We start from the raw sequence: 23,150 nt of genomic DNA, 5'->3' as shown, positions 1-23,150 counted from the left end.
GCTCCGTACTGCTCGGAAGCCCCGAACCCGTCCGGGGCCCCGTACTGCTCCGGTGCCCCGTGCCGTCCGTGCGGCTGCGCCGGGGCCGCGTGCTGTCCCGGGGCCTCCCGGTAGGGCGCGGGCGCCGGCGTGCCGGGCGCCGCCGCACCGGGGGCCTGCGCAGGCGCGTTCGGTGTCTGCGCAGGCCGGTGCGGCTGGTACGGCGGGTACTGCTGGTCGGATGGGCCCCAATAGCCAGGGGCGTCAGGGGCGTCGTTCATCAGACTTCGAGCAGCTCGGCTTCCTTGTGCTTCAGCAGCTCGTCGACGGCGGCCACGTACTTGGCCGTGGTGTCGTCGAGCTCCTTCTCCCCGCGGCGACCGTCGTCCTCGCCGACCTCGCCGTCCTTGACCAGCTTGTCGATGGCGTCCTTGGCCTTGCGGCGCACGGCGCGGATCGAGACCTTGGCGTCCTCGCCCTTGCCGCGGGCGACCTTGATGAACTCCCGGCGGCGCTCCTCGGTGAGCTCGGGCAGCACCACCCGGATGATGGAACCGTCGTTGGACGGGTTGACGCCCAGGTCGGAGTCGCGGATCGCCTGCTCGATGGCCTTCAGCGCGGTCTTGTCGAACGGCGAGACGACCGCCATCCGCGGCTCCGGCACGGAGAAGGAGGCCAGCTGGTTGATCGGCGTCACGGCACCGTAGTACTCGGCCACGATCTTGGCGAACATCGCCGGGTGGGCGCGGCCCGTACGGATGGCGGCGAAGTCGTCCTTGGCGACGACGACGGCCTTCTCCATCTTCTCCTCGGCCTCGAGGAGGGTCTCTTCGATCACTGTGTACTCCCTGTCCGGTTGATCTGCGGTTGTCCCGACCGGTATCGGCGTCACGGCCGGACGCGGTGATCACGCTGACCACGCCCGGTCGTCACCGACCCGTACGGCTGGTTGCTGCTCAGGCCCGGACAGAATCCTGGCTGATGAGTGTGCCGATCTTCTCACTCTTCACCGCACGCGCGATATTGCCCTCCGCCAGCAGCTCGAAGACCAGCATCGGGAGGTTGTTGTCCTTGCACAGCGTGATCGCGGTGAGGTCGGCGACCTTCAGGTCGCGGGTGATGACCTCGGAGTACTCCAGCGCGTCGAACTTGACCGCGTCCGGGTTGGTCCGCGGGTCGGAGTCGTAGACGCCGTCCACACCGTTCTTGCCCATCAGCAGCACGTCGGCGTGGATTTCCAGGGCCCGCTGGACGGCGGTGGTGTCGGTGGAGAAGTACGGCATGCCCATACCGGCGCCGAAGATCACCACACGGCCCTTCTCCAGGTGCCGGACGGCGCGCAGGGGCAGGTACGGTTCGGCGACCTGGCCCATGGTGATGGCGGTCTGGACCCGGGTCTCGATGCCCTCCTTGACCAGGAAGTCCTGGAGCGCGAGGCAGTTCATGACCGTGCCGAGCATGCCCATGTAGTCCGAGCGGGCCCGGTCCATACCGCGGACCTGCAGCTCCGCGCCGCGGAAGAAGTTACCGCCGCCGATGACCACCGCGACCTCGGTGCCGGCGCGGACGACCGTGGCGATCTCGCGGGCGATCGCGTGCACGACGTCGGGGTCGACGCCGAGTCCGCCACCACCGGCGAACGCCTCACCGGACAGCTTCAGCATCACCCGGCGACGCGAACCGGTCGGGGTGTCCTGCGCGGTCTCCTGCGTCTCCTGCATGGACTTCTCCTTCTACACCTACTGGTTCACAGGCGTGGATGTGCGGATCCCCGGCCTGCGCGTACACGCGAGGAGGCCACTGCCGCGGGAACCGGTTCGGTGTCCTGCACGGCAATGGCCTCCTCGTCGTTCATGCTGCCGACGCGGCCCGCCCACGGATGTGGCGCTGGGTGAGCCCGTTCGGCGCGTCCCGCCCGCCCTGATCAGCGGGCGGGGGCGGTTCCCAGCCTAAGCTCGCCGGGAGTCCGGTGGAACGTGGCTCAGGCGCCGACGCGGAAGCGGGCGAAGCGCTTGAGGGCGACGCCGTTCTCCTCGAGGACCTTGGCGACGGACTTCTTGTTGTCCTTCGCGAAGGCCTGCTCCAGGACGGAGTTCTCCTTCACGAAGCCCGTGACGCGACCCTCGACGATCTTCGGCAGGGCGGCCTCCGGCTTGCCCTCCTCGCGGGCGGTGGCCTCGGCGACGCGGCGCTCGTTCTCCAGGTCCTCGGCCGGGATGTCCTCGCGCGAGAGGTACTTCGGCGCGAACGCGGCGATGTGCTGCGCGACGTCCTTGGCGACCTCGGCGTTCTCCTTGTCCAGCTCGACCAGGACGCCGACGGCCGGCGGGAGGTCGGGGCTGGTCTTGTGCAGGTAGACCGCGACGAAGCCGTCACCGTCGAACTGCGCGAAGCGGCGGAAGACGATCTTCTCACCCAGGGTCGCGTTGGCCTCGTCCACGAACTGCTGGACGGTCTTGCCGGCCTCGATCTCGGAGGCCAGAGCGGCGTCCAGGTCGGCCGGGGCGGTCTTGGCGACGTGGGTGGCGATCGCGTCGGCGACCTTCACGAAGTTGTCACCCTTGGCGACGAAGTCGGTCTCGCAGTTGAGCTCGACCAGAACGCCGGACTTCTTGTCGTCGGCGATCAGCGCGGCGACGGCGCCGTTGGAGGCGTCACGGCCCTCGCGCTTGGCAACGCCCTTCTGGCCCTTGATGCGCAGAAGCTCGACGGCCTTCTCGACGTTGCCCTCGGCCTCGTCCAGGGCCTTCTTGCAGTCCATCATGCCGGCGCCGGTGAGCTCACGGAGCTTCTTGACGTCCGCGGCGGTGAAGTTCGCCATGGTGTGAATCTCTTCTCGCGTCTCGCGTGTCTGCGTGGGGTTGTGCCTGGGCCGCTGGTTCGGCCCAGGCACGGGAGAGAGGGGCACCGACCGGTGTCGTACCGGTGGGTGCCCCTCACCCTTGGTACGTCAGGCCTGCTCGGCCGGAGCCTCGGTGACCTCGGCGGCCGGGGCCTCGGGGGCCTCGGTGACCTCGGCCTCGGCGGCCGGAGCCTCGGTGGCCTCGACGGCGGGGGCCTCGGTGGCCTCGGCCTCGGCGGCCGGAGCCTCCTCAGCCTTCTTCTCGCCCTCCAGGATGTCCTTCTCCCAGTCGGCCAGCGGCTGGTCGGCGCCCGGCTCGGCCTTCACGTCGCCCTTGGCGACACCCGCGCGGGACTTGAGGCCCTCGGCGACGGCGTCGGCGATCACGCGGGTCAGCAGGGTGACGGAGCGGATCGCGTCGTCGTTGCCCGGGATCTTGTAGTCGACCTCGTCGGGGTCGCAGTTGGTGTCGAGGATGGCGACGACCGGGATGTTGAGCTTCCGGGCCTCGCCGACCGCGATGTGCTCCTTCTTGGTGTCCACGATCCAGACAGCGCTGGGAACGCGCTGCATGTCACGGATACCGCCGAGGGTCTTCTCCAGCTTGTCGTGCTCGCGCTGGAGGACCAGGAGCTCCTTCTTGGTGAGGCCGGAACCGGCCACGTCCGAGAAGTCCAGCTCGCCGAGCTCCTTGAGGCGCTGCAGGCGCTTGTAGACGGTCGAGAAGTTGGTCAGCATGCCGCCGAGCCAGCGCTGGTTCACGTAGGGCATGCCCACGCGGGTGGCCTGCTCGGCGATGGCCTCCTGGGCCTGCTTCTTCGTGCCGACGAAGAGGACGCTGCCGCCGTGGGCAACGGTCTCCTTGATGAACTCGAAGGCGCGGTCGATGTAGTTCAGCGACTGCAGGAGGTCGATGATGTAGATGCCGTTGCGCTCGGTGATGATGAAGCGCTTCATCTTCGGGTTCCAGCGGCGGGTCTGGTGACCGAAGTGGACGCCGCTCTCAAGCAGCTCCCGCATCGTGACGACGGCCATAGCCGTGCTCCTCAGGTGTTGCGCCCGGCTCTGGCACAGCTGCGTGGCGGTAGGCGCGGTGGCGCTCCCCGCTCGGCGTCTGCGAACGGCCGGGTCAGGCTCGGTTTTGTTCGTGGCAGCCAGGTGACAGCCACGCCTGACGCCCCGAACGTGCCGAGCCGCTTCCACCCGAGCGGTCCTGGGACCGTCCGGGCTCGGCGGACCGAGCGGCACTCGCACCTGGCGGAGGGTGGCGGCCGGGGCCGCTTCTGTCCACCGGTGGCGGGGCGTGCGAAGTCGACCCGGCGGACCGGGTCGCGTGTGAAGTGTACGGGAAGCGCCGAGCGCCGAGCGACTCCACGACAGGCGGGCGCCCCCCGGCAGGGCCGCGCGCGCCGGTACGGGCGGGAAGCGGACGAGGACACGGGGCGGGTCTCCCGGGCCCTCGTCCGCCGACGGCGTGCACCCGTTGGGGGGACAGCCGCTGTCCACAGGGGCCGGTTGTCCACAGGTACCGGAACAGGGCTGGTGGGGCGGGGGCGGCACGGGGAGCCTCGACCGCATGACGGCAATGACGGGTGTTTCGGTCGGTGCACGCCGCGGTTCCGCAGGTCGTGGTTCCGCGGGGCGCGGTTCCGCAGGGCGCGGCTTCTCGGGTGCCGGCTCGGGTGCGGGCCCCCTGCTGGCGCTCCCGCCGCCCGGGCCGGGTCCCGGACACGGCCACAGGGTGCTGCTGCTCGCACTGCTGACCTTGACGGCGCTGCTGCTGACCGTCCTGCCCGGACCGGCGGGGCATGCGGCCGAGGAGTCCGTCAGCGGGAACGGCGGTCAGGGTGACGGGTTCGGGGCCCGGGTCGGGGTCGGGGTCGGGGTCGACGGACAAGGGAGAGGGGCCGGGACCGGAAGCGGGAACCGGGGGCAGCAGCGGTCATGGCCGGTGGACGGTCCCCAGGGCTGGCCGGGCGAGATCGTCGACCGGTTCGATGCGCCGGCCGGCCCCTATGCCGCCGGCCACCGGGGCGTCGACCTGGCCGCCGCGCCCGGCGCGGACGTCCGGTCGGCGGCACCGGGCGTGGTGACGTTCGCGGGACCAGTGGCGGGCCGCCCCGTGGTCACGGTCACCCACCCGACGTCCGCCGCGCCTCCGGCTCCACCACTGCGCACCACCTACCTGCCGGTGACCGGCAGCGTCCCGGTGGGCACCCCGGTGGTGGCGGGCCAGGTGATCGGGCGGCTCACCACCGGTGTCGGCCACTGCGCCGACGGGTCCTGCCTGCACTGGGGCCTGCTGCGCGGCAGGCGGTACCTCGACCCGCCGGCCCTGCTCGGCGCCGGCACTGCCCGTCTGCTACCGCTCGGCGACGATCCGGGGGGTCACCCGCGCGGCGGAGCGGACGGCGGAGCGGATGGCGCGGACGGCGGCCCGGGCTCGGCCGCACCCTCACCACCCGGGGTGGGAGAAGGGGTCAGCTGGGCCCCAGCCCGTACAGGGCGAGGGCGACGGCGGCGTCCGCGATCACCTCGGGACTCTCGGCCCGCCCGCCGGCCGCGCGCTGCTCGGACTGCCGTACGGCCGCCTCGACGATCCCCTGGAGCAGCGCTGCGGCGAGCCTCGGCCGCTCGTGTCCGAAGTCCTCCAGCGCCTGGACCACCAGTCCGGCCAGCTTCCCGTGCGCCGCCCGGATGCGTTCACGGGCCGCGTCGTCGAGTTCCAGCGCGGAGATCGCGGCGACCGCCCGGTGGCGCGGGTCCGCGGCCAGCAGCAACTGTCCGCGGACATAGGACTCGATCCGCTCGGCCGCAGTGTCGCAGCTCTCCATGCCGGCCTCGATCTCGGCCGCCCAGAGCGGGAAGTCGACCTCGCAGAGCGCTTCGACCACCGCCGCACGGGAACGGAAGTACTCGTACACCGAGGAGCGCGCGAGCCCCGTACGCGCGGCGAGCGCGGGGAAGCTCAGCCCTTCCATGCCTCCTTCGGTGAGGAGACTGCGGGCAGCATCAAGAAGAGCTGCCCGCTGCAACTGACGGTGCTCGGCCACACTGGCCGCTCGGATCTTCGGCACCCTCCCACTGTACGGAGCCCTACAGCGCGCCGGTACGGTGCCGCGCGTCGCAGAGGTCGCGGAAGGGAAGCGCCAAGAGGCACAGGGGCGCGGGCCCGGCGTGCGCGACGGCCGAGCGTCCCTACCGAATGTCCGAAAGCTTGGCGCGCAACTGCAACACCGACTTCGTGTGGATCTGGCTGACCCTGCTCTCGGTCACCCCGAGGACCTGACCGATCTCCGCGAGGGTCAGCCCCTCGTAGTAGTAGAGCGTCACCACGGTCTTCTCCCGCTCGGGCAGGGTGTTCACGGCCTGCGCCAGCAGCCTGCGGAGCTCCCGATCCTCCGCCACCTCGACCGGGTTGTCGGCGCCGTGGTCCTCCAGGGTTTCCATGAGGCTCAGCCGGTCGCCGCCCTCGCCGACGGGGTGGAGCAGTTCGTCCAGGGCGACCACGTTGGCGAGCGAGAGCTGGCTGAAGATGGCGTGCAGGTCCTCGATGGCGATGCCCATCTCGGCCGCGACCTCGGGTTCGTGCGGCGTCCGCCGCAGCCGGGCCTCCAGGGTCGCGTACGTCCGCTCGACCGCCTTCGCCTTCTGTCGCACCGAGCGCGGGATCCAGTCCAGCGCCCGGAGCTCGTCGATGATCGCGCCGCGGATGCGGCTGATCGCGTAGGTCTCGAACTTGATGGCGCGGTCGATGTCGAACTTCTCGATCGCGTCGATCAGTCCGAAGACACCGGAGGAGACGAAGTCGGCCTGCTCCACGTTGGAGGGCAGGCCGACCCCCACCCGGCCCGCGACGTACTTGACGAGTGGTGAGTAGTGCAGGATCAGTTGTTCCCGCAGCCGCTGGTCACCCGTCTCCTTGTAGGAGCGCCAGAGTGCTTCGAGAGCCGTGCGGTCCTGGCCGCCCGTCGCCCGGCGGGGGGCCGGGGTCTCGACCGGTGCGGGGGCCGGCGCGATGGCCGACGCGTCGTCGGAGGCGCCGGACGCGTCCGGCCGGTCGTCGTGCGCCCCGGTGTGCGCCGGTCGGCCGCCTTGCCGCGCCAGGGACCCCATCCCGCCCGTGGCCTTGGACGGGAACTCGGTCACGGGGCGCCGCTCGGTCCGCGGCCCTCCCGAGGACCGGGCGCCACCGGTCACTCTGTGTCCCGGAATGTGTGTGGGCATGCGTTGGTCTGCGCCGTTCTGCCGAGTCATGTGCTGATAGGGAAGGCATGGCGAGCGTAGCGTGACCGACTCGCTGCAGAGTGCTACCGCCACTCGGGCGTCCCTCGATCCGGTGGCACTCGTGTCGCCGGAACCGGGTACCGGCGGCGGCGAACCGCAGCCCGACCGGTCCGCCCGACGGCCTGCCCGCCTGCCCGCCTGCGCGCCTGCGCGTCACCTCCTCCTGACCAGGCGCCAGTGGGCTCCGTGGCGCTCGATGTAACCGAGCGAACCCAACTCGTAGAGCCGGTGCAGCACCTCGTCCGGCGGGAGTCCGGACTGCCGGGCCAGTCGCTCCACCGGCGCGCCCTCCGCCGTGGCCGGCACGGCCTCCAGGACCAGCGCCGCCTCCGGCTCCAACAGGTCCCTCGGCAGGACCGGCCCGCTCCGCTGCGGTGCCAGGTCGTCGCCGATCGCGCCGATCAGTTCGGCGACCTCGGCGGCGTCGGTGACCAGGGTGGCGCCGCCGCGGATCAGGGCGTGCACCCCGGCCGAGAGTTCCGAGGTCACCGGCCCGGCGACGCCCATGGTGTGCCGGTTGAGGTCGCGGGCACGTCGGGCCGTACTGAGTGCCCCGCTGCGCATCGCCGCCTCGACCACCACCGTGCCCCTGGTCAGGGCGGCGATCACCCGATTGCGCAGGACGAACCGGAACCGGGTGGGGTGCTCCCCCGGCGGGAGTTCGCTCAGCAGGAGCCCCTGGGCGGCGATCCTGCGGATCAGGTCGGTGTTGCCCCGCGGGTAGGCCACGTCCACCCCGCAGGCGAGGACCCCGATGGTCATCCCGCCGACCGCCAGCGCGCCGCGGTGGGCCGCCGCGTCGATCCCGTACGCCCCACCGGAAACCACCACCCATCCGCGTTCGGCGAGTTGTGCGGAGAGCTCTCCGGCGACGTGTGCGCCGTACGCCGTGCACGCCCGGGCGCCGACGACGGCGACCGAACGCAGGGCGAGCAGGCGCAGCGATCCGGGGCCTGCCGCCCACAACCCGATCGGCCGGCTCTCCCCGAGATCGTCCAGCTGGCTCGGCCATTCCGTGTCGCCCGGAATGATGAAGCGTCCACCGGCCTCTCGTACCCGTTCCAGGTCGGCGACGGGATCGAGGTCGGCCAGCCGGGCCCGGTATCCGGCCAACCGGCCGGCGTCCGGGCCCGGCTGGCCGGGCACGGTGCCGTCCCTGATCGTCCGCAGCACCTCGGGAGCCCCGAGGCGGGCCAGCCATCGGCCGATCACCGCGTCGCCCGGTTCGCTGAGGCGGCTGAGCACCACCCTGGCGAGACGCTCCGACTCGATCCCGGGAACGGTCTCCGACCCGACCCCCGGGGCTCCCTTGGTCCCCGGCGACGAGCCGTGCCTGCGGTGGTCGGCGGTGCGGTTCATACGACGGTCTCCTCGGTCTCCGCGTGCCGGTCGGGCTTCGTGCGGGCCGTACGCGGGCGGGCCGGCCGCTTCTCCTTCTCCACCGGGTCACCGTCCCCCTCCGGGGCGGGGCCGGACGGGCCGGACCAGCCGTCGAAACGCTCCGTCAGCGGGAGCCCCTGTTCGACCCCGGTGCGCAGGACGAGCGCGGTCCTGACGTCGCGCCGGTCGGGGCGGTCCCGGCCCGCGAGGTCGGCGACCGTCCAGGCGACCCGGAGCACCCTGTCCAGGCCGCGGGCGGTCAGCAGACCGCGTTCCAGTTGGCGCGCGGCGTCGTTCAGCGCGCCCGACGCCAACTGCCAACGGGTGCGGAGCTCGTAACCGGGGACCTCGGCATTGGTGCGCCAGGGGGTCTCGGCCAGCCGGGCAGCCGCCCGCTCACGCGCGGCCAGGACGCGCGCCGCGACGATCTCGGTGGTCTCCGCCGTGCTGTCCCGTTGCATCAGTTCGGCCCTGGTCACCGGGGCGACCTGGACCTGCAGGTCGACCCGGTCCAGCAACGGTCCGGAGAGCCTCCCCTGGTACCGGCTGACCATGGCCGGCGTGCATTCGCAGCCCTCTCCCCGCCGGGAGTGGCGCCCGCAGGGGCAGGGGTTCGCGGCCAGGCAGAGCAGGAAGCGGGACGGCAGCCGCATCGATCCGGCCGAACGGGCGATCACCACCTCGCCCGATTCCAGCGGCTGGCGCAGGGCGTCGAGCACCCGGACCGGGAACTCCGGTGCCTCGTCCAGGAAGAGCACGCCCCGGTGGGCCAGCGAGACGGCGCCCGGTCTCGGCAGTCCGCTGCCCCCGCCGACGATCGCCGGCATGGTGGTGGAGTGGTGCGGGGCGCAGTAGGGCGCGCGGTCGATCAGCGGCCGACCGGCCGGGAGCAGCCCGGCCACGGAGTGGACCGCGGTGACCTCAAGCGCCTCCTTCTGGGTGAGCGGCGGGAGGAGCGACGGCAGCCGCTCGGCCAGCATGGTCTTGCCCGCACCCGGCGGGCCCTTCAGGTACAGGTGGTGGCCGCCGGCGGCGGCGATCTCCAGGGCCCTGCGGGCCTCGTACTGTCCGGCCACGTCGGCGAGGTCCATCCGGGCCGCCGCGTCGCCGGGCAGCCCGCGCACCCCCGCCCCGGGGAGCATCAGGCCGGCCATCAGGGGGTCCGGGCGCCCGCCCACCGGGTCGGGCGGCTCCTCCGGTTCGGGCGCTCCGGTCAGTACGGCCACCAGCTGGCGAAGGCTCCGCACGCCGATGACGGTGACACCGGGGACGAGCGAGGCCTCGGCGGCGGTCTGTTCGGCCACCACGACCCGCAGGTAGCCTGCGTCGGCGGCGGCCAGCACCGACGGAAGCACCCCGCGCACAGGGCGCACCCGCCCGTCGAGCCCGAGTTCGCCGATGACGAGCAGGTCCGCGATCGCGGAGGGGTCCAGCCGTTCGGCGGCGGCCAGCACGGCGCAGGCCACCGCGAGGTCGAAGCCGCTACCGCTCTTGGGCACCGACGCCGGGCTCAGTCCGACGGTCAGCTTCCGCTGCGGCCAGGTCTCACCGCTGTTCACGACGGCCGCGCGCACCCGGTCGCGGGCCTCGGTGAGTGCCTTGTCGGGCAGGCCGACCAGGGTGAACGCCGCCACCCCGGGCTCCAGGTCGGCCTGGACCTCGACGATCACGCCGTCGACGCCGACCAGCGCGACGGAACACGTCCGGGCGAAGGCCATCTCAGACCACCCCCCGCAGGTGGTCCACCGAAGCGGCGCCGCGGATCCGGTTGATGACGGCGACCAGGTCGATCCGGACTCCGCCCGGCGGGACGGGTACCCACGGCGGATCGGCGGGCCCCGGCCGGTAGTCGGGTCCGGCCAGTCGCTCGAAGTGGCCGGGCCAGCGCTCGGCCATCCAGCGCTCCGCCAGCCGCCTCAGCCGGGCGGCCTTCGTCCGGTCGATCGCCTCGCTGGGGTGCTGGAACCCCCGCTCGGAGCGGGTCTTCACCTCGCAGACCGCCACGGTGTCGCCGTCGAGGGCCACGATGTCGAGTTCGCCCTCGGTGCACCGCCAGTTGCGGTCCAGGATGCGCAGGCCGTCCTCGGCCAGCCGCCGGGCGGCGACCTGTTCGCCGTAGCGGCCGAGGCCGCCGTTGCCGGTCCGCGCCGGGCCGGCCGCACCGGGGGTGACCGGCGGGGACTGCCCGCCGGTCGCCCCGGGCCGCGCCGCCCTCCGGCGCGGCGGCCGACCGTCCTGCTGGGCCTTCGCCGTCTGCTTGCGCGTTGCGCGCTTGGTGTCCTGCACGGTGACCACCTCCGCCGAGGAGGTTGCCGTGCGGCCCCGGGGCGGACCAGAAGGTTGTCACTTCCTGTGGAAAACCCCGGCCTGTGGATAACTCCTGTCACCCGCAGGAGTGGTAATCCCGGAATGCGCGAAATTCCCCTGGACATCCGGGGCCGGGGCGGTCCAACGTCAGTTCCCGAAGCCGGGCTCGTCCGAGGGCAGCTCCAGATCGCTCTTCGCGAGCTCCTCGATGTTCACGTCCTTGAAGGTCAGCACCCGGACCTTGCGGACGAACCGGGCCGGCCGGTACATGTCCCAGACCCACGCATCCGCCATCGACACCTCGAAGAACACCTCGCCCTGGACCGAGTGCACCTGCAGCTCGTAGTCGTTGGTGAGGTAGAACCGTCGCTCGGTCTCGATCACGTACTTGAACAGGCCGACGACGTCCCGGTACTCCCGGTAGAGCTTGAGCTCCATCTCGGTCTCGTACTTCTCGAGATCTTCGGCACTCATCCAGGCGTCCCCTCAACTTGTCACGTCCACCCATTGTGGACCACTGCACCCACCCTCAGAGCCTTACCGGAGTGACCGGTGGCCCCTCGGTCAACAGCCGCTCCAGAAAGTCCACCAGCCCGACCGGGTAGACGGTCTCGGTGGTGGCCCTCAGTTCCCCGACCGTCCACCAGCGTGCCGCGAGGAGCTGGGCGTGTTCGTCCGCGCCCATGCCCGAGTGGTCGAGCACCGTGTCCGTCGTCCGGGCGAGGTGGAACCACTGCTCCTGCTCGTAGCGCCGCCCCTGAAAGGAGAACGAAGCCGTGCCGTACGCCACCACCGGGCCCAGCTCCACGCCCCGCAGGCCGGTCTCCTCCGCGAGCTCCCGCTCGGCCGCCTCGCGTACGTCCTCGCCGGGCTCCAGGCCGCCGCCCGGCGTGAACCACCAGGTGACGCCGGGTGTCGCGGGGTCGGCGCCGTGGAAGAGGAGCAGGCGGTCCCGGCCGTCGAGCAGCAGGATCCGCGACGCCCTGCGCCGCTGTGCCGTCATGGCGGGTCTCCACGCTCCCTTCGTCCGACCCGGTCGTTCCCCCGATCCTGCCACCCGGCGCGGGCGTCCGGGGCGAGGTTCGACAGAGCGGCCCGGGCACGCGCGGTACCGGCCGGGGTCAGGACGGCCGGCGGCGCTTGCGGACCAGACCTGCCGCTCCGCCCACCGCCGAGGTCACCACGACCGTCGCCGCGCCTACAACGGTCGCGTAGAAGGCGGGCTCCAGTGGACCGGGTCCGGCCGGGCCGGGTCCGCCGACCTCGTCGAAGGCGCTGGTACCGGCGAGCAGGCCGGCCCGGCCGAACGGGAGCACGGTGCCCTCGACCCGGGCCTCCACGTCGGCGGCCGGGACGGTCCCGCCGTCGACCTCCAGGTGGACGCGGGAGTCGAGCGAGCCCAGCCGGTTGTCGCCGAGCAGGAACAGGCGGCCCGCCGGAACCGTCACGCTGTAGGAACCGCCCTGCGGGCCCTGCGCCGAGAGGTAGGACTCCTCCACCGGCTTGCCGTTGACGGTCAGCCGCTGCTGTCCCCCGTCGAAGGCGACCGTGTCACCGCCGACCGCCACGACGCGCTTGACCATGGGTTGTGCGCCCCAGGCCTGGTCACGGAAGATCACCACGTCACCGCGGCCGATGTCCGCGCCGTCGGTCTTTCTGGCCAGCACGGTGTCCCCGACCTGGAGCGTGGGGGCCATCGAGGCGGTCGGGATGTCGTAGGGGCGGTAGTTCACGGCGATCACCGCGAAGCCGCCGATCATCAGGACCAGCCCGAGCCCGAGCAGCACCCCTTGCAGTACGGCTGCGGGCTTGAAGCGGGACCGGGGCTGCGGGGCGGCCGGCTGACGGTCGGGCGCCCGTTCCGCGAGACTGCTCATCGATACCGTCCACCCCTGACAGACCCGGAAACGCTCACGGTGCGCCCGGTCCACGGGCGGAAAACCCGGCGGGCCGTGGCACGTCCGAGCAGATTACTCGTCGGTACCACGGCCCGCGCAAGACCCGGGAACAAGAGGTTCGGTGTCAGGACCGCTTGTCGCGCTCCGCCCGGTTCCGCAGTCGGCGCACCAGCGGGAGCAGGGCGACGGCGCCCACGGCCCCGGCAGCGGCCGGTACCACCGGCGCAGCCGACGCAAGGCCCTTCTGGTCGAAGGTGGCCGGCACCGGAAGCGTCGACCAGTGGTCGATCGGCCACGCCACCACGAAGGCACGCCCGATCACCTCGTCGACGGGGACGGTGCCGCCGCCCGGCTGGTCCATGTGGAACCGCGAGTCGAGCGAGTCCGCGCGGTGGTCACCCATCACCCAGATGCTGTTCTCCGGGACCTTCACCGGGGCGAACGGCTTGGTGCCGCAGGGGGTGTTCCCGGGGAAGACGTACGGCTCGTCGAGCGCGATCCCGTTGACCTTCACCGGGCCTTCGCCCTCGCACTCGACGGTGTCGCCGCCGATCGCGATGACCCGCTTGATCAGGTCCTTCTCGTTGTCGGAGGGCATCAGGCCGACGAAGCTGAGCACTTCCTGGATGCCCCGGACGAAGGAGTTGCTGCTCTCGTTGGTGGGCTCGTCGGCCAGCCAGCCGCCCGGGTCGTGGAACACCACGACCTCGCCGCGCTCCGGCTCGGCACCGAACCACGGGGTGAGCTTGTCCACCAGGACGCGGTCCCCGACCTGAAGCGTGTTCTGCATCGACTCCGACGGAATGGAGAACGCCTGAACGAAGAAGGTCTTGATCACGAGCGCCAGGACCAGGGCGATACCGATCAGGATCGGCAGTTCCTTCCAGAACGAGCGCTGCTTGCGCTCGGTCCGGCCCGACTGCTCCTCCGCCTCGTCGGCCGGCGTGGTCCCACCTCCGGTGTCCTCGGAGGCGTCACCCGCGCCGTCACCGTGCTCGTCGGCGGACTGGGCCGTCGCATCCTCGGCCGAGGCCGAAGGCGCAGTCGACTCCGCGGACCGGGCCGCCCTGCCGCCGGAGCCCTCGGGCTCTCCGGCGCCTGAGCGGGCGCCGATCACCAAATCCCCCACAACGTCTCCTCCCTGCTGTGCGGACGCCCGTGCGTCCGCGCTCACAGTGCCGCACAGCGGGCACCACGCTCCACCACCGACCGTGAACGTCAGGACCACCCCGTCCGGGCGCACCTGACACCAGCACAGCCTTCGAATGCGACCAGTCAACACGGACAGGCCGCACCAGCACTCTTCTCTATCACTCCCGGGCATCCGGCTCGCGGTCCCACACGCGCGACCCGGCCGGTCATCGGCCTGCTCCGACCTACAGTCGGTCCCGCCCCACCCTGCGGCCGACGAGCGGAAGGATGCCCAACACACCCATAACGAGCGGAGGTTCCTCAGGACCCGGCCCAACATCCACGGAGTTCGGCACAGTTCCGCGGGCCCCCGGGCCCTGCGCCACCGAGGAGAGTGAAACCGGCACATCAAGTTGATGGACCCGGCCCAGCGGCCAGGCGATCATGAACGCCCGCCCCACCACTCCGCTCACCGGGATGGTTCCCTGGCCCGGATTCCCCATGTGGAACCGGGAGTCGGCGGACACGTCCCGGTGGTCACCCATGACCCAGAGCCGCCCCTGCGGCACCTTCACCTTGAACGGCTGCCGGGAGGCAGGGTTGCCCGGCGCGAGGTAGGGCTCGTCCAACGCCTTGCCGTTGAGGCTGACCCTGCCCTGCTCGTCGCAGCACTCCACCGTGTCGCCGCCGACTCCGATCACGCGCTTGATCAGGTCCTGCTCGCTGTCCGACGGCAGGAGTCCGACGAAGGTCAGCACCTGCTTGGCCCCGCGCAGGACGGGCCCGTCCGAGGACGGGCCGTGGTGGCCGTTCTCCAGCCAGCCGCCCGGATCCTTGAACACCACCACCTCGCCGCGCTCCGGCTCGGCGCCGAACCAGGGGGTCAGCTTGTCCACCAGCACCCGGTCGCCGATCTGGATGGTCTGCTCCATCGAACCGGAGGGGATCACGAAGACCTGGACCAGGAAGGTCTTCATCACCAGCGCCACCACCAGCGCCACCACGATGATCAGCGGGATCTCCCGCAGATGGGAACGTCTGCGGCGACGGGCCGCCCGTTGGGCGGTGCGCCGACGCTCGGCCCGGCCCCGGACCACCGGCCCGACCTGCTCAGGACCGACCTGCTCAGGACCGGTCCGGCGAGGACCGACGGGTTCGGGCCCCGCCGACTCGGCGCCGACCGGCTCCGGCCAGGACGGTTCCGGTGTTTCCCCTGCCCCTGCCTCTGCCCCTGCCTCTTTCCCCGCCCCTGGGGATCCGGTGGACCCGGGGGCGGGACGGTCGACCAGCCGGCCCCTACCTCGGGTCCCCATGACCACCCGTCCCCCCTGTCGCGGCGAACGCCGCCGGCCGGTCCAGGCTGCTCCAGTGCCCGACCGGGTAGACCACCCAGGCGGCCCGCCCGATCACCCTGCCCTCCGGGACGAACCCGCCGCCGGGCTCGCCGAGGTGGTCGCGCGAGTCCCGGGAAGCGGTTCGGTGGTCACCCATCACCCAGAGCTTGCCGGCGGGGACCACCACGTCGAAGGCCACCGCGGACGGCTCGTCCCCCGGCGCCAGGTAGGCGGACTCGTCGACCGGCACGCCGTTCACGGTGATCGGGTGCCCCGGGCCGGCACTCGTGACCCGGTCGCCGCCGACACCGATGACCCGCTTCACGTAGACCGTGTCGCCGGCCGGCACCAGACCGACGGTTCGGCCGAAGGAGCGAAGCCCGGTCCAGAACCCGTCCCGCTCGACCGGCTTGCGCAGAAAGGAACCCGTGCCGTCGAACACCACCACGTCGCCCCGTTCGGGGTGGCCGCCGAACGCGTAGGACAGCTTGTTCACGATCAGGCGGTCGCCGGGGCGCAGGCTGTTCTCCATCGACGCGGACGGCACCGAGAACGGACGCGCCACGAAGGCGTTGACCAGCAGCAGGACGAACAGGCAGACACCCGTGAGCAGCAGGAGGTCCCGGGACCGCGACCGGGCCGGTTCCTCCGCGTCCTCGGCGTCCCCGGCAGTGCCGGCAGTGCCGGCAGTCCCGGCAGTCCCGGCAGCACGCTCCCCGGTGTCTGCCGCGTCCGCGGCGACCCGGTCCGCGGACCTGTCCGCAGAAGCCCCCGCGGAAACGACCGCGGACCGCGTCGGCGAGTCCGCACCGGTGGGTGCGGGACAGCCGTCGCGGTCCGCGGGTGGTTCGTGCGTGCTCATCGGGGGCTGAGCCTACCGTGCGGCAGGCCGGCCCCCCAGAGCGATCCGATCCCCCGGCGGAGCCGGAGGACGGTGGATCAGCGGTCGCGCTTCTCCTTGATCTTCGCGGCCTTGCCGCGGAGGTCACGCAGGTAGTACAGCTTGGCGCGGCGAACCGCACCGCGGGTCACGACCTCGATCTTCTCGACGACCGGGGTGTGCACCGGGAAGGTGCGCTCGACACCGACGTTGAAGCTGACCTTGCGAACGGTGAAGGTCTCACCGACGCCGGCGCCGTGGCGGCGGATGACGACGCCCTGGAAGACCTGGACACGGGAGCGGTTGCCCTCGATGACCCGGACGTGCACCTTCAGGGTGTCACCGGCGCGGAAGGCCGGAATGTCGCTACGCAGCGAAGCCGCGTCGACAGCAGCGAGCTTGTTGCTCATGTTGCTCTCCATCGCAGGCGCCACGGGCCGCCCACGGAAGTTCGTCACAATGGGGTGTGCTGCGGGCCGCATCGGCGACCGGCGGTCCCCCCGTGGCGGGGGCGCCGAACCACGTGACCCCTACGGGAGGAGCCCAGCGACAGACAACAGCGGCCTATTCTTCCACATCACCGGCCGCTGACCGAAATCGGCCGAGCCCCTCGTCCCAGGCCAGGCCGAGGACGCTGAGCGCCTCCCGGTCCTTCTTGTCGAAGGCCCCGTACCGCCAGCGCTCCACGAGGTCCGACCGGTTGGCCAGGGTGCGGGCGAATGCCTGCTCGCGCCGCCAGCGGGCGATCCGGCCGTGGTTGCCGCTCAACAGCACGTCCGGCACCGCCCGTCCGCGCCACTCGGCGGGCTTGGTGTACACCGGGCCCTCCAGCAGGTCGGCCATCGCGCCGGGCGCGAAGGAGTCGTCCCGGTGGGACTCGGCGTTGCCGAGCACACCCGGCAGCAGCCGGGCGATCGCCTCGACCATGACCAGGACCGCGACCTCGCCCCCGGCGAGCACGTAGTCGCCGATCGACGCCTCGACGACCGGCATCCGGGTGGCGGCCTCGTCGATCACCCGACGGTCGATGCCCTCGTAGCGGGCGGGGGTGAACGCCAGCCACGGACGACCGGCGAGCTCCTGCGCGAGCTCCTGGGTGAACGGCCGACCGCTCGGGGTGGGCACCACCAGGGTCGGCACCTCCCCCGCCGGGCCCCGGCCGATCACCGCGTCGAGCGCCTCGCCCCACGGTTCGGGCTTCATCACCATGCCCGGGCCGCCGCCGTACGGACTGTCGTCGACGGTCCGGTGCACGTCGTGCGTCCAGTCGCGCAGGTCGTGGACGTGCACGTCGAGCTGGCCGCGAGCGCGGGCCTTGCCGACCAGCGAGATGTTCAGCGGTTCCAGGTACTCGGGGAAGATCGAGACGACGTCGATCCGCATCCCGCTCTGCACCGGCGCGACCCCGGCGACGACACCGGTGGCCTCGACACCGGCACCGCCCTCGGCACCGGACTCGACCTCGGCACCGGACCCGGCACCGGACCCGACCTCGACACCGGACCCGACCTCGACACCGGACCCGACCTCGACACCGGACCCGACCTCGGCACCGGCATCGGCACCGACGGGAACGGTCGGCTCCTCGGTGGTCACTCCGACTCCTCCCGGCCCTCGGCCGACGCCTCCGGGCCGTCGGCGGGCTCCTCGGCCTCGCTCCCGGCGACCTCGGCCCCCGCCGGGTCGATGAGCCCGCCCGGAGGGTCGATCACGGCGCGCTGGTTCTCCAGGTCGATGACCGGCACGATCCGGGTGACGAAGGGCACCAGCACCTCCGTCCCGTCGGCCTTCCTGACCGTGAGCAGGTCCTGGTAGGGCAGGTGGACGACCTCGGTGAGCTCACCGACCGGGGTGCCGTCGAGCAGCACCACGTCCAGGCCGATCAGCTGGTGGTCGTAGTACTCCTCCGGGTCGTCCGGGGTCTCCTCCGGGTCGACCTCGGCGATGAGGACGGTGCCGCGCAGCGCCTCGGCGGCGTTGCGGTCCTTCACGCCGGCGAACCGCAGCAGGAGCCGGCCGCTGTGCACCTTGCCGGACTCGACGGTCAGCGGCCCGGTCGACGCGGGGTCGGTGAGCAGGACGGCACCGGGCCCGAGCCGGAGCTCCGGCTCGTCGGTGCGGACCTCGACACTGACGTCTCCCCTGATGCCGTGGGCGCGGCCGATCTTGCCGACGACGAGCTGCACGGTGATCGTTCTCCTGGGTGAGTGCTTGGGAAGGCTGCCGCGGTGGGCAGCACGAGAAAACGGCGAAGGCCGGCCGGGACGACATGCGTCCCGGCCGGCCTCGAATCCGACGGCTGTCCGAACAACGAACAGCTGCGTCAGCGAATGCTGTCCACGTCGACGAGGTCGACCCGGACGTTGCGACCGCCGAGGGCGCCGACCACGGTGCGCAGTGCGCGCGCCGTGCGGCCGCCCCGGCCGATCACCTTGCCGAGGTCATCGGGGTGCACACGCACCTCGATGGTGTTGCCCCGACGCAGGTTGCGCGAGCGCACCTGCACCTCGTCGGGGTGCTCGACGATGCCCTTCACCAAGTGGTCGAGGGCGTCCTCGATCACGCTCAGGCCTCGGCGGCGGCGTCGGCCTCAGCCTCGACCTTGTCCGACTTCTTGGCCTTCGGGGTGATGGCGACACCGGTGGTGGCGTCCTCGAAGCCGGCGACGGCCTTGGCGAACAGGTGCGAGAAGTCCTCGACCTTCGGCTCGGCGACGAGCAGCGGCGCCGGAGCCGGCAGGCCCTTGAACTTCTGCCAGTCGCCGGTCAGCTTGAGGATGGCGAGAACCGGCTCGGTCGGCTGGGCGCCGACGGACAGCCAGTACTGGGCGCGGTCGGTGTCGACCTCGATCTTCGAGGGGTTGTAGGTCGGCTGGTAGATGCCGATCTCCTCGATCGCGCGGCCGTCACGCTTGGTGCGGGCGTCCGCGACGACGATGCGGTAGTGCGGGGAGCGAATCTTGCCGAGACGCTTGAGCTTGATCTTGACTGCCACGGGAGTGGATTCTCCTGGTGTTGACGTGGGTGAGCGGCCCTGCCGTCGCGTGGGGTTGCGAGGTGGGCCGTTCAAGGGACACGCCAGCCGTAGGAGAGAGGGGTCCTGCTCGGCTGCCGAGTACTCAGCTGTCCATTGTGCCATACCGGCGCAGACCGCCTCGCACGAGCCGGGACCGGCCGCCCCTTCGGCGCCCGCCGTGAAGGGGCCCGGAAACAGGTCGACCGGGAGCCCCCGCTCCCGGTCAGCCCAACCACTTCCACATCACTGGCGAATCATTGTCGAACGCCGTCGATCGCTCCGGCCCGGCACGCTGCCCGCACAGCCACCGACCGGTTCCCCGGGTTCCCCGAGCTGTTCCAGCTCCCCGGACTACGCGATCTTGAACGGCTGCTGGCAGGCCCCGCAGACGATGGACGCCTGCGCGAGGACGGACGGAACGACCCGGACGTTGCGACCGCAGCCGCAGACCGCCTTGACCCGGACGCCACCCCCGGAGGAGCCGTGCCGGGCGGCCGGCCCGCGGAAGGCGCGCGAGGCTCCCTCACCGGCCACCGCCTCCTGGTGCGCTCCCAGGGCGCGATCCAGGCGTTCGATGGTCTCGGCGTACCGCTCCTGGGTCTCCTTGAGCATGGTCACCTGGGAGAAGCCGCTACTGGCGTGCGGTTCGACCGGGTGCGCCAGGCCCAGCTCGGAGGCCAGGAGGAGGAAGCGCCGATTGTGGTAGCGGCCGGCCCGCGAGGTGTCCCGGATGTCCCGGGCCGCGGCCAGACCATGGGCAGCCTCGTGGAGGAGCCGCTCGAAACCGAGCCGGGTACCACAGGCCGAGGAGGACTCGCCGATCAACGCCTCGGGAGAGGCGAGGTCGGGGAGGTCCTGATGGTAGGCCTGGATGTCACTCCAGGCGGCGGCCAGTTCGGCCGCGAGAACGAGGGGCTGTGTCGTGCTCACGCTAGACCAACGATGGAGTAGGAGCTGATGTTCCGCGTGTTCCCGTTCCCCGGGAATTCCCAGGAAACTCTCAGGAATGTGCGAGCCCGCGCGAAATGCGCGTTCCGGATCTGACGCAAGACCAACCCCCTGCTGGTTTGGGGCCGCCGAGCTCGGCGAGCCTCGTCAATTCCGTCCGGGGACGGGCTGTCGCCCCCAGGACGTACGGCCCGCGGACCTGTCGAGTTGACAGGGCCACGGGCCGTACACCGTACCGCTATTCCGTTAATACCGGCAGTTGACCGACCAGTAGCGATGCCGACATGTGAGACATGCGCGGAACAAGCCCGGTCAGCGGCCCCGCGAATTCACCGCAGCGCCGGTCAACAGCCGTCAGTCCGCGTCAGTGGATGTCGTATTACGACATCTCTCACGACACATCCCGTACGACACATCACCCACGCCGACAACGCCACCGAGGTACCGCGCCGGTTGCGCACAGTCGTCCGTGGTCGTCCGTCTCCGTGGTCGTCCGTCAGTAGGCGCGCGCGACAATCGCGATGTTGCCGTCCTGATCGTCCGTCTGCGGCACCGAACCGTCGGCGGCCACGATGCAGCGCACCGAGACGCCCTGCTCCGCCAGCTTGGCCTCGCCCGCCGGGCCGAGCTCGGCCCAGGAGATGCGGCCCCAGCCGGTGGCGGCGGCCTCGACGGCCTCGTCGAGGTTCTTCACGTCGACCGTGCGGGCCACGCGGCGCTCGCGCGACTCGCGCAGCAACTGCGCCTGGTCCTCGTCGAGGATGCCCGGGAGCAGCTCCACCAGGCCGTCGATCGCGACCGGCTCCTTGCCGCCCGGGATCCGGCGGGCCAGCATCGCGGTGCCGTTCTCCAGGTCGCGCGGACCGACCTCGATGCGCAGCGGCACGCCCTTGAGCTCCCAGTCCACGGCGCGGCGGCCGAACGGGGTGTCGGTGCGGTCGTCGACGACCACCCGGATGCCGGCGGCCTCCAGCCGGGCACCGATCTCGCGGACCTTGGCGAGCACCGCGTCGTCGCCCTTGATGGCGAGGACGACGGCCTGGACGGCGGCCAGCCGCGGCGGGACCCGCAGACCGTTGTCGTCACCGTGCGACATGATCAGGCCGCCGACCATGCGGGTCGAGACGCCCCAGGAGGTCTGCCAGACGTACTCGCGCTCGGCGCCCTGCAGCTGGTACGTGGTGTTGAACGCCTTGGCGAAGTTCTGGCCCAGCTCGTGGCTGGTGCCCATCTGCAGCGCCTTGCCGTCACCCATCATGCCTTCGAGGGTGAGGGTGTTGATGGCGCCGGCGAAGCGCTCCTTGGCGGTCTTGCGGCCGAGCACGACGTCGATGCCCAGCACGTTGGTCATGAAGTCGCCGTAGACCTGGGTGTGGATCATCGAGGCGTACGCGCGGGCGTCCTCGTACGTCGCGTGGGCCGTGTGGCCCTCCTGCCAGAGGAACTCGGTGGTGCGCAGGAACACGCGCGGGCGCAGCTCCCAGCGGACCACGTTGGCCCACTGGTTGATCAGCAGGGGCAGGTCGCGGTGGCTCTGCACCCACTTCGAGAAGTACTCGTTGATGATCGTCTCGGAGGTCGGACGGACGACGACCGGCTCCTCCAGCTGCTTGCCGCCGCCGTGGGTCACCACGGCGAGCTCGGGGGCGAAGCCCTCGACGTGCTCCGCCTCCTTGGTCAGGTAGGACTGCGGGATGAACATCGGGAAGTAGGCGTTCTGGGCGCCGGCCTTCTTGATCCGCGCGTCCATCTCCTGCTGCATCCGCTCCCACAGGCCGTAGCCGTACGGTCGGATGACCATGGTGCCGCGCACCGGACCGTTGTCGGCCAGCTCGGCCTTGCTGATGAGGTCCTGGTACCAGCGCGGGAAGTCTTCCGCCTGAGGGGTGAGAACGGGTGCCTTAGCCATGGGGCGAATGGTACGGCGATCCGGCCTTCGACTTCGAATCGATAGCGCGGCGTCTCACCCGGGGGCGCACCACCCCGACACGCGCGCACCACCCCGCACCCCTCTGGACGCCGCGCCCGAGCCGCTGTTCGCTGGAGTGGGGCGGGACTTTGGGGGGCCGGAGCAGCACACCGAAGGACCGGATAGGAGACCGCGATGCCTTCAGCGCGGGTGACCGGCACGACCGTACGACCCACGGGCGCACCACCGCACGACCCGCGCTCGGTGGCCGAGCACGCCGCCGCCCGGGCGCGCGACTGGGCGGAGATCCAGGAACGGATGCTGGTGCCGCTCTACGAGGCCGTCCACGACCGTCTGGAGGTCGGTCCCGCCACCAGCGTGCTGGGGCTGGGCTGCCGGTCGGGACTGGCGCTGCTGCTCGCCGCGGGACGCGGTGCGCAGGTCGCCGGCCTGGAGCCGGAGAGCGAGCTGCGCGAGCTGGCCCGCGGCCGTCGGCTGCGGGTGGGGAGCGGGCCCCGGACGGCGGTGGCCGTCGCCCGCTCGGCCTATTCGCTGGTCACTGTTTTCGAGGGGCTCCCCGGATCCGCCGATCCCTACCGGACGGTGGCCGAGGCGGCCCGGCTGACGCTCCCCGGCGGACACGTGGTGCTGGCCTCCTGGGGGCCGCGGGAGCGTTGCGGGAGCGCGGCGGTGCTGGACGTGGCGCGCCGGATGGCCCGGCGCAGCACGGCGCGGGACCCGTTCGAGCTGAGTCCGCCCGGAGCGCTGGAGGACCTGCTGGCCGGAACCGGTCTGCGGCCGGCCGGCGGCGGCCGGGTCGGCTGCCCGTTCGCCTACCCGGACCTGGACAGCGCGGTCCGCGGGCTGCTCTCCACCGGTCTGTACGACGCGGCCGCGGAGTTCTCCGGGCTGCCGCTGGTGGCGAAGGAGCTGGAGGAGGCGCTGCACCCGTACCTGCGGCCGGACGGCACGGTGCGGATGGAGAACGTGTTCCGCTACCTCGTCGCCGAGCGGCCGCGCTGACGGGTCACCGGCGGCGGAACGACAGCGGAACGGCGGCGGGACCGCGGCGGAACCGACGGACCGGGGCGCGCACGACCCGGCGCACGCCCCGGTCGCCCCGTGCCTCTGTCCGCGCACACCTCACCGGCGCACACCTGGCCGGCGCACACCTGGCCGGCGCAGACCTGGCCGGCCCCCACACCTCGCCGGCGCACACCCGCGCCGCAGCCCCCGCCCC

General features: G+C 71.8%; 23 protein-coding genes and 1 pseudogene. 2 read left to right on the top strand and 22 right to left on the bottom strand.

Annotated features, from left to right (window positions below; genetic code table 11):
- Positions 1-259: 259 nt before the first annotated feature.
- From frr to rpsB, 4 genes are all read right to left on the bottom strand, one after another.
- Positions 260-817, bottom strand: coding sequence for a ribosome recycling factor (gene frr, locus ACFWIC_RS23225; RefSeq protein ID WP_329882896.1), 558 nt, complete (start codon positions 815-817; stop codon positions 260-262).
- 118 nt (positions 818-935) lie between these two features.
- Entirely contained in the window at positions 936-1,700 is a 765-nt protein-coding gene (gene pyrH / locus ACFWIC_RS23220; protein WP_380363959.1) for a UMP kinase, read from the bottom strand.
- Between the two features lie 260 nt (positions 1,701-1,960).
- Positions 1,961-2,800 (bottom strand): translation elongation factor Ts, encoded by an 840-nt coding sequence (gene tsf / locus ACFWIC_RS23215; RefSeq protein ID WP_329882894.1) that lies wholly within the window; start codon positions 2,798-2,800, stop codon positions 1,961-1,963.
- Positions 2,801-2,929: 129 nt separating this feature from the next.
- Positions 2,930-3,856 carry a 30S ribosomal protein S2 gene (gene rpsB / locus ACFWIC_RS23210; RefSeq protein WP_355403503.1) on the bottom strand — a complete coding sequence of 309 codons (927 nt, stop codon included), beginning with the start codon at positions 3,854-3,856 and terminating at the stop codon, positions 2,930-2,932.
- 541 nt (positions 3,857-4,397) lie between these two features.
- Between rpsB and ACFWIC_RS23205 the strand changes: the two are divergent.
- Positions 4,398-5,138, top strand: a pseudogene (locus tag ACFWIC_RS23205) (peptidoglycan DD-metalloendopeptidase family protein); the annotation flags it as partial.
- Between the two features lie 163 nt (positions 5,139-5,301).
- Here the strand turns inward: ACFWIC_RS23205 and ACFWIC_RS23200 are convergent.
- The 18 genes from ACFWIC_RS23200 to proS form a co-directional block, all read right to left on the bottom strand.
- Entirely contained in the window at positions 5,302-5,874 is a 573-nt protein-coding gene (locus tag ACFWIC_RS23200) for a helix-turn-helix domain-containing protein (RefSeq protein ID WP_329882919.1), read from the bottom strand.
- A 145-nt stretch (positions 5,875-6,019) separates the two neighbouring features.
- Positions 6,020-6,937, bottom strand: coding sequence for an RNA polymerase sigma factor WhiG (gene whiG, locus ACFWIC_RS23195; RefSeq protein ID WP_380361208.1), 918 nt, complete (start codon positions 6,935-6,937; stop codon positions 6,020-6,022).
- A gap of 324 nt (positions 6,938-7,261) precedes the next feature.
- Positions 7,262-8,467 (bottom strand): DNA-processing protein DprA, encoded by a 1,206-nt coding sequence (gene dprA / locus ACFWIC_RS23190; RefSeq protein ID WP_329951683.1) that lies wholly within the window; start codon positions 8,465-8,467, stop codon positions 7,262-7,264.
- On the bottom strand, positions 8,464-10,206 hold the full coding sequence (locus ACFWIC_RS23185; protein ID WP_380519904.1) for a YifB family Mg chelatase-like AAA ATPase: 1,743 nt from the start codon (positions 10,204-10,206) through the stop codon (positions 8,464-8,466). Before ACFWIC_RS23185 ends, dprA begins: the two co-directional genes overlap by 4 nt.
- A gap of 1 nt (position 10,207) precedes the next feature.
- Complete coding sequence (locus tag ACFWIC_RS23180) at positions 10,208-10,774, bottom strand: YraN family protein (RefSeq protein WP_329882890.1); 567 nt, start codon at positions 10,772-10,774, stop codon at positions 10,208-10,210.
- A 168-nt stretch (positions 10,775-10,942) separates the two neighbouring features.
- Positions 10,943-11,269 carry a DUF2469 domain-containing protein gene (locus tag ACFWIC_RS23175; RefSeq protein WP_030306725.1) on the bottom strand — a complete coding sequence of 109 codons (327 nt, stop codon included), beginning with the start codon at positions 11,267-11,269 and terminating at the stop codon, positions 10,943-10,945.
- 55 nt (positions 11,270-11,324) lie between these two features.
- Complete coding sequence (locus tag ACFWIC_RS23170; RefSeq protein WP_329951681.1) at positions 11,325-11,798, bottom strand: NUDIX domain-containing protein; 474 nt, start codon at positions 11,796-11,798, stop codon at positions 11,325-11,327.
- A gap of 118 nt (positions 11,799-11,916) precedes the next feature.
- Complete coding sequence (gene lepB, locus ACFWIC_RS23165) at positions 11,917-12,672, bottom strand: signal peptidase I (RefSeq protein ID WP_380361202.1); 756 nt, start codon at positions 12,670-12,672, stop codon at positions 11,917-11,919.
- A gap of 145 nt (positions 12,673-12,817) precedes the next feature.
- Positions 12,818-13,822 carry a signal peptidase I gene (lepB, locus tag ACFWIC_RS23160; protein ID WP_329882887.1) on the bottom strand — a complete coding sequence of 335 codons (1,005 nt, stop codon included), beginning with the start codon at positions 13,820-13,822 and terminating at the stop codon, positions 12,818-12,820.
- Positions 13,823-14,069: 247 nt separating this feature from the next.
- Positions 14,070-14,921 (bottom strand): signal peptidase I, encoded by an 852-nt coding sequence (gene lepB / locus ACFWIC_RS23155; protein ID WP_329951679.1) that lies wholly within the window; start codon positions 14,919-14,921, stop codon positions 14,070-14,072.
- A gap of 199 nt (positions 14,922-15,120) precedes the next feature.
- Positions 15,121-16,020, bottom strand: a complete 900-nt coding sequence (gene lepB / locus ACFWIC_RS23150) for a signal peptidase I (protein WP_380519903.1) — start codon at positions 16,018-16,020, stop codon at positions 15,121-15,123.
- 77 nt (positions 16,021-16,097) lie between these two features.
- A complete protein-coding gene (gene rplS, locus ACFWIC_RS23145; protein WP_063347674.1) occupies positions 16,098-16,448 on the bottom strand; it encodes a 50S ribosomal protein L19 in 351 nt (116 codons plus the stop codon).
- A 154-nt stretch (positions 16,449-16,602) separates the two neighbouring features.
- Positions 16,603-17,421 (bottom strand): tRNA (guanosine(37)-N1)-methyltransferase TrmD, encoded by an 819-nt coding sequence (gene trmD / locus ACFWIC_RS23140; RefSeq protein WP_329882918.1) that lies wholly within the window; start codon positions 17,419-17,421, stop codon positions 16,603-16,605.
- 209 nt (positions 17,422-17,630) lie between these two features.
- Positions 17,631-18,224 (bottom strand): ribosome maturation factor RimM, encoded by a 594-nt coding sequence (rimM, locus tag ACFWIC_RS23135; RefSeq protein WP_380519902.1) that lies wholly within the window; start codon positions 18,222-18,224, stop codon positions 17,631-17,633.
- 137 nt (positions 18,225-18,361) lie between these two features.
- Positions 18,362-18,601, bottom strand: a complete 240-nt coding sequence (locus tag ACFWIC_RS23130; protein ID WP_030306741.1) for an RNA-binding protein — start codon at positions 18,599-18,601, stop codon at positions 18,362-18,364.
- A gap of 2 nt (positions 18,602-18,603) precedes the next feature.
- Complete coding sequence (rpsP, locus tag ACFWIC_RS23125) at positions 18,604-19,032, bottom strand: 30S ribosomal protein S16 (protein ID WP_329882883.1); 429 nt, start codon at positions 19,030-19,032, stop codon at positions 18,604-18,606.
- A gap of 372 nt (positions 19,033-19,404) precedes the next feature.
- A complete protein-coding gene (locus ACFWIC_RS23120; RefSeq protein WP_327681034.1) occupies positions 19,405-19,983 on the bottom strand; it encodes a hypothetical protein in 579 nt (192 codons plus the stop codon).
- A 514-nt stretch (positions 19,984-20,497) separates the two neighbouring features.
- Positions 20,498-21,910, bottom strand: a complete 1,413-nt coding sequence (gene proS / locus ACFWIC_RS23115; RefSeq protein WP_380361206.1) for a proline--tRNA ligase — start codon at positions 21,908-21,910, stop codon at positions 20,498-20,500.
- A gap of 195 nt (positions 21,911-22,105) precedes the next feature.
- On the opposite strand from proS, the gene ACFWIC_RS23110 reads away from it, so the two are divergent.
- Positions 22,106-22,933: a class I SAM-dependent methyltransferase gene (locus tag ACFWIC_RS23110; protein WP_380519901.1), complete on the top strand. Its 828-nt coding sequence runs from the start codon at positions 22,106-22,108 to the stop codon at positions 22,931-22,933.
- Positions 22,934-23,150 lie beyond the last annotated feature (217 nt).

It is taken from the genome of Kitasatospora sp. NPDC127035, from assembly GCF_042726075.1.
Taxonomy (GTDB): domain Bacteria; phylum Actinomycetota; class Actinomycetes; order Streptomycetales; family Streptomycetaceae; genus Kitasatospora.
This window is presented reverse-complemented; position numbering and strand designations above follow the sequence as displayed.

What these genes read in the sequence shown, in the direction of transcription:
- pyrH (WP_380363959.1), bottom strand. Translation starts at nt 1,700, where the DNA reads ATGCAGGAGACGCAGGAGACCGCGCAGGACACCCCGACCGGTTCGCGT.
- tsf (WP_329882894.1), bottom strand. Translation starts at nt 2,800, where the DNA reads ATGGCGAACTTCACCGCCGCGGACGTCAAGAAGCTCCGTGAGCTCACC.
- rpsB (WP_355403503.1), bottom strand. Translation starts at nt 3,856, where the DNA reads ATGGCCGTCGTCACGATGCGGGAGCTGCTTGAGAGCGGCGTCCACTTC.
- whiG (WP_380361208.1), bottom strand. Translation starts at nt 6,937, where the DNA reads ATGGGGTCCCTGGCGCGGCAAGGCGGCCGACCGGCGCACACCGGGGCG.
- dprA (WP_329951683.1), bottom strand. Translation starts at nt 8,467, where the DNA reads ATGAACCGCACCGCCGACCACCGCAGGCACGGCTCGTCGCCGGGGACC.
- ACFWIC_RS23185 (WP_380519904.1), bottom strand. Translation starts at nt 10,206, where the DNA reads ATGGCCTTCGCCCGGACGTGTTCCGTCGCGCTGGTCGGCGTCGACGGC.
- ACFWIC_RS23175 (WP_030306725.1), bottom strand. Translation starts at nt 11,269, where the DNA reads ATGAGTGCCGAAGATCTCGAGAAGTACGAGACCGAGATGGAGCTCAAG.
- ACFWIC_RS23170 (WP_329951681.1), bottom strand. Translation starts at nt 11,798, where the DNA reads ATGACGGCACAGCGGCGCAGGGCGTCGCGGATCCTGCTGCTCGACGGC.
- lepB (WP_380361202.1), bottom strand. Translation starts at nt 12,672, where the DNA reads ATGAGCAGTCTCGCGGAACGGGCGCCCGACCGTCAGCCGGCCGCCCCG.
- lepB (WP_380519903.1), bottom strand. Translation starts at nt 16,020, where the DNA reads ATGAGCACGCACGAACCACCCGCGGACCGCGACGGCTGTCCCGCACCC.
- rplS (WP_063347674.1), bottom strand. Translation starts at nt 16,448, where the DNA reads ATGAGCAACAAGCTCGCTGCTGTCGACGCGGCTTCGCTGCGTAGCGAC.
- trmD (WP_329882918.1), bottom strand. Translation starts at nt 17,421, where the DNA reads ATGCGGATCGACGTCGTCTCGATCTTCCCCGAGTACCTGGAACCGCTG.
- proS (WP_380361206.1), bottom strand. Translation starts at nt 21,910, where the DNA reads ATGGCTAAGGCACCCGTTCTCACCCCTCAGGCGGAAGACTTCCCGCGC.
- ACFWIC_RS23110 (WP_380519901.1), top strand. Translation starts at nt 22,106, where the DNA reads ATGCCTTCAGCGCGGGTGACCGGCACGACCGTACGACCCACGGGCGCA.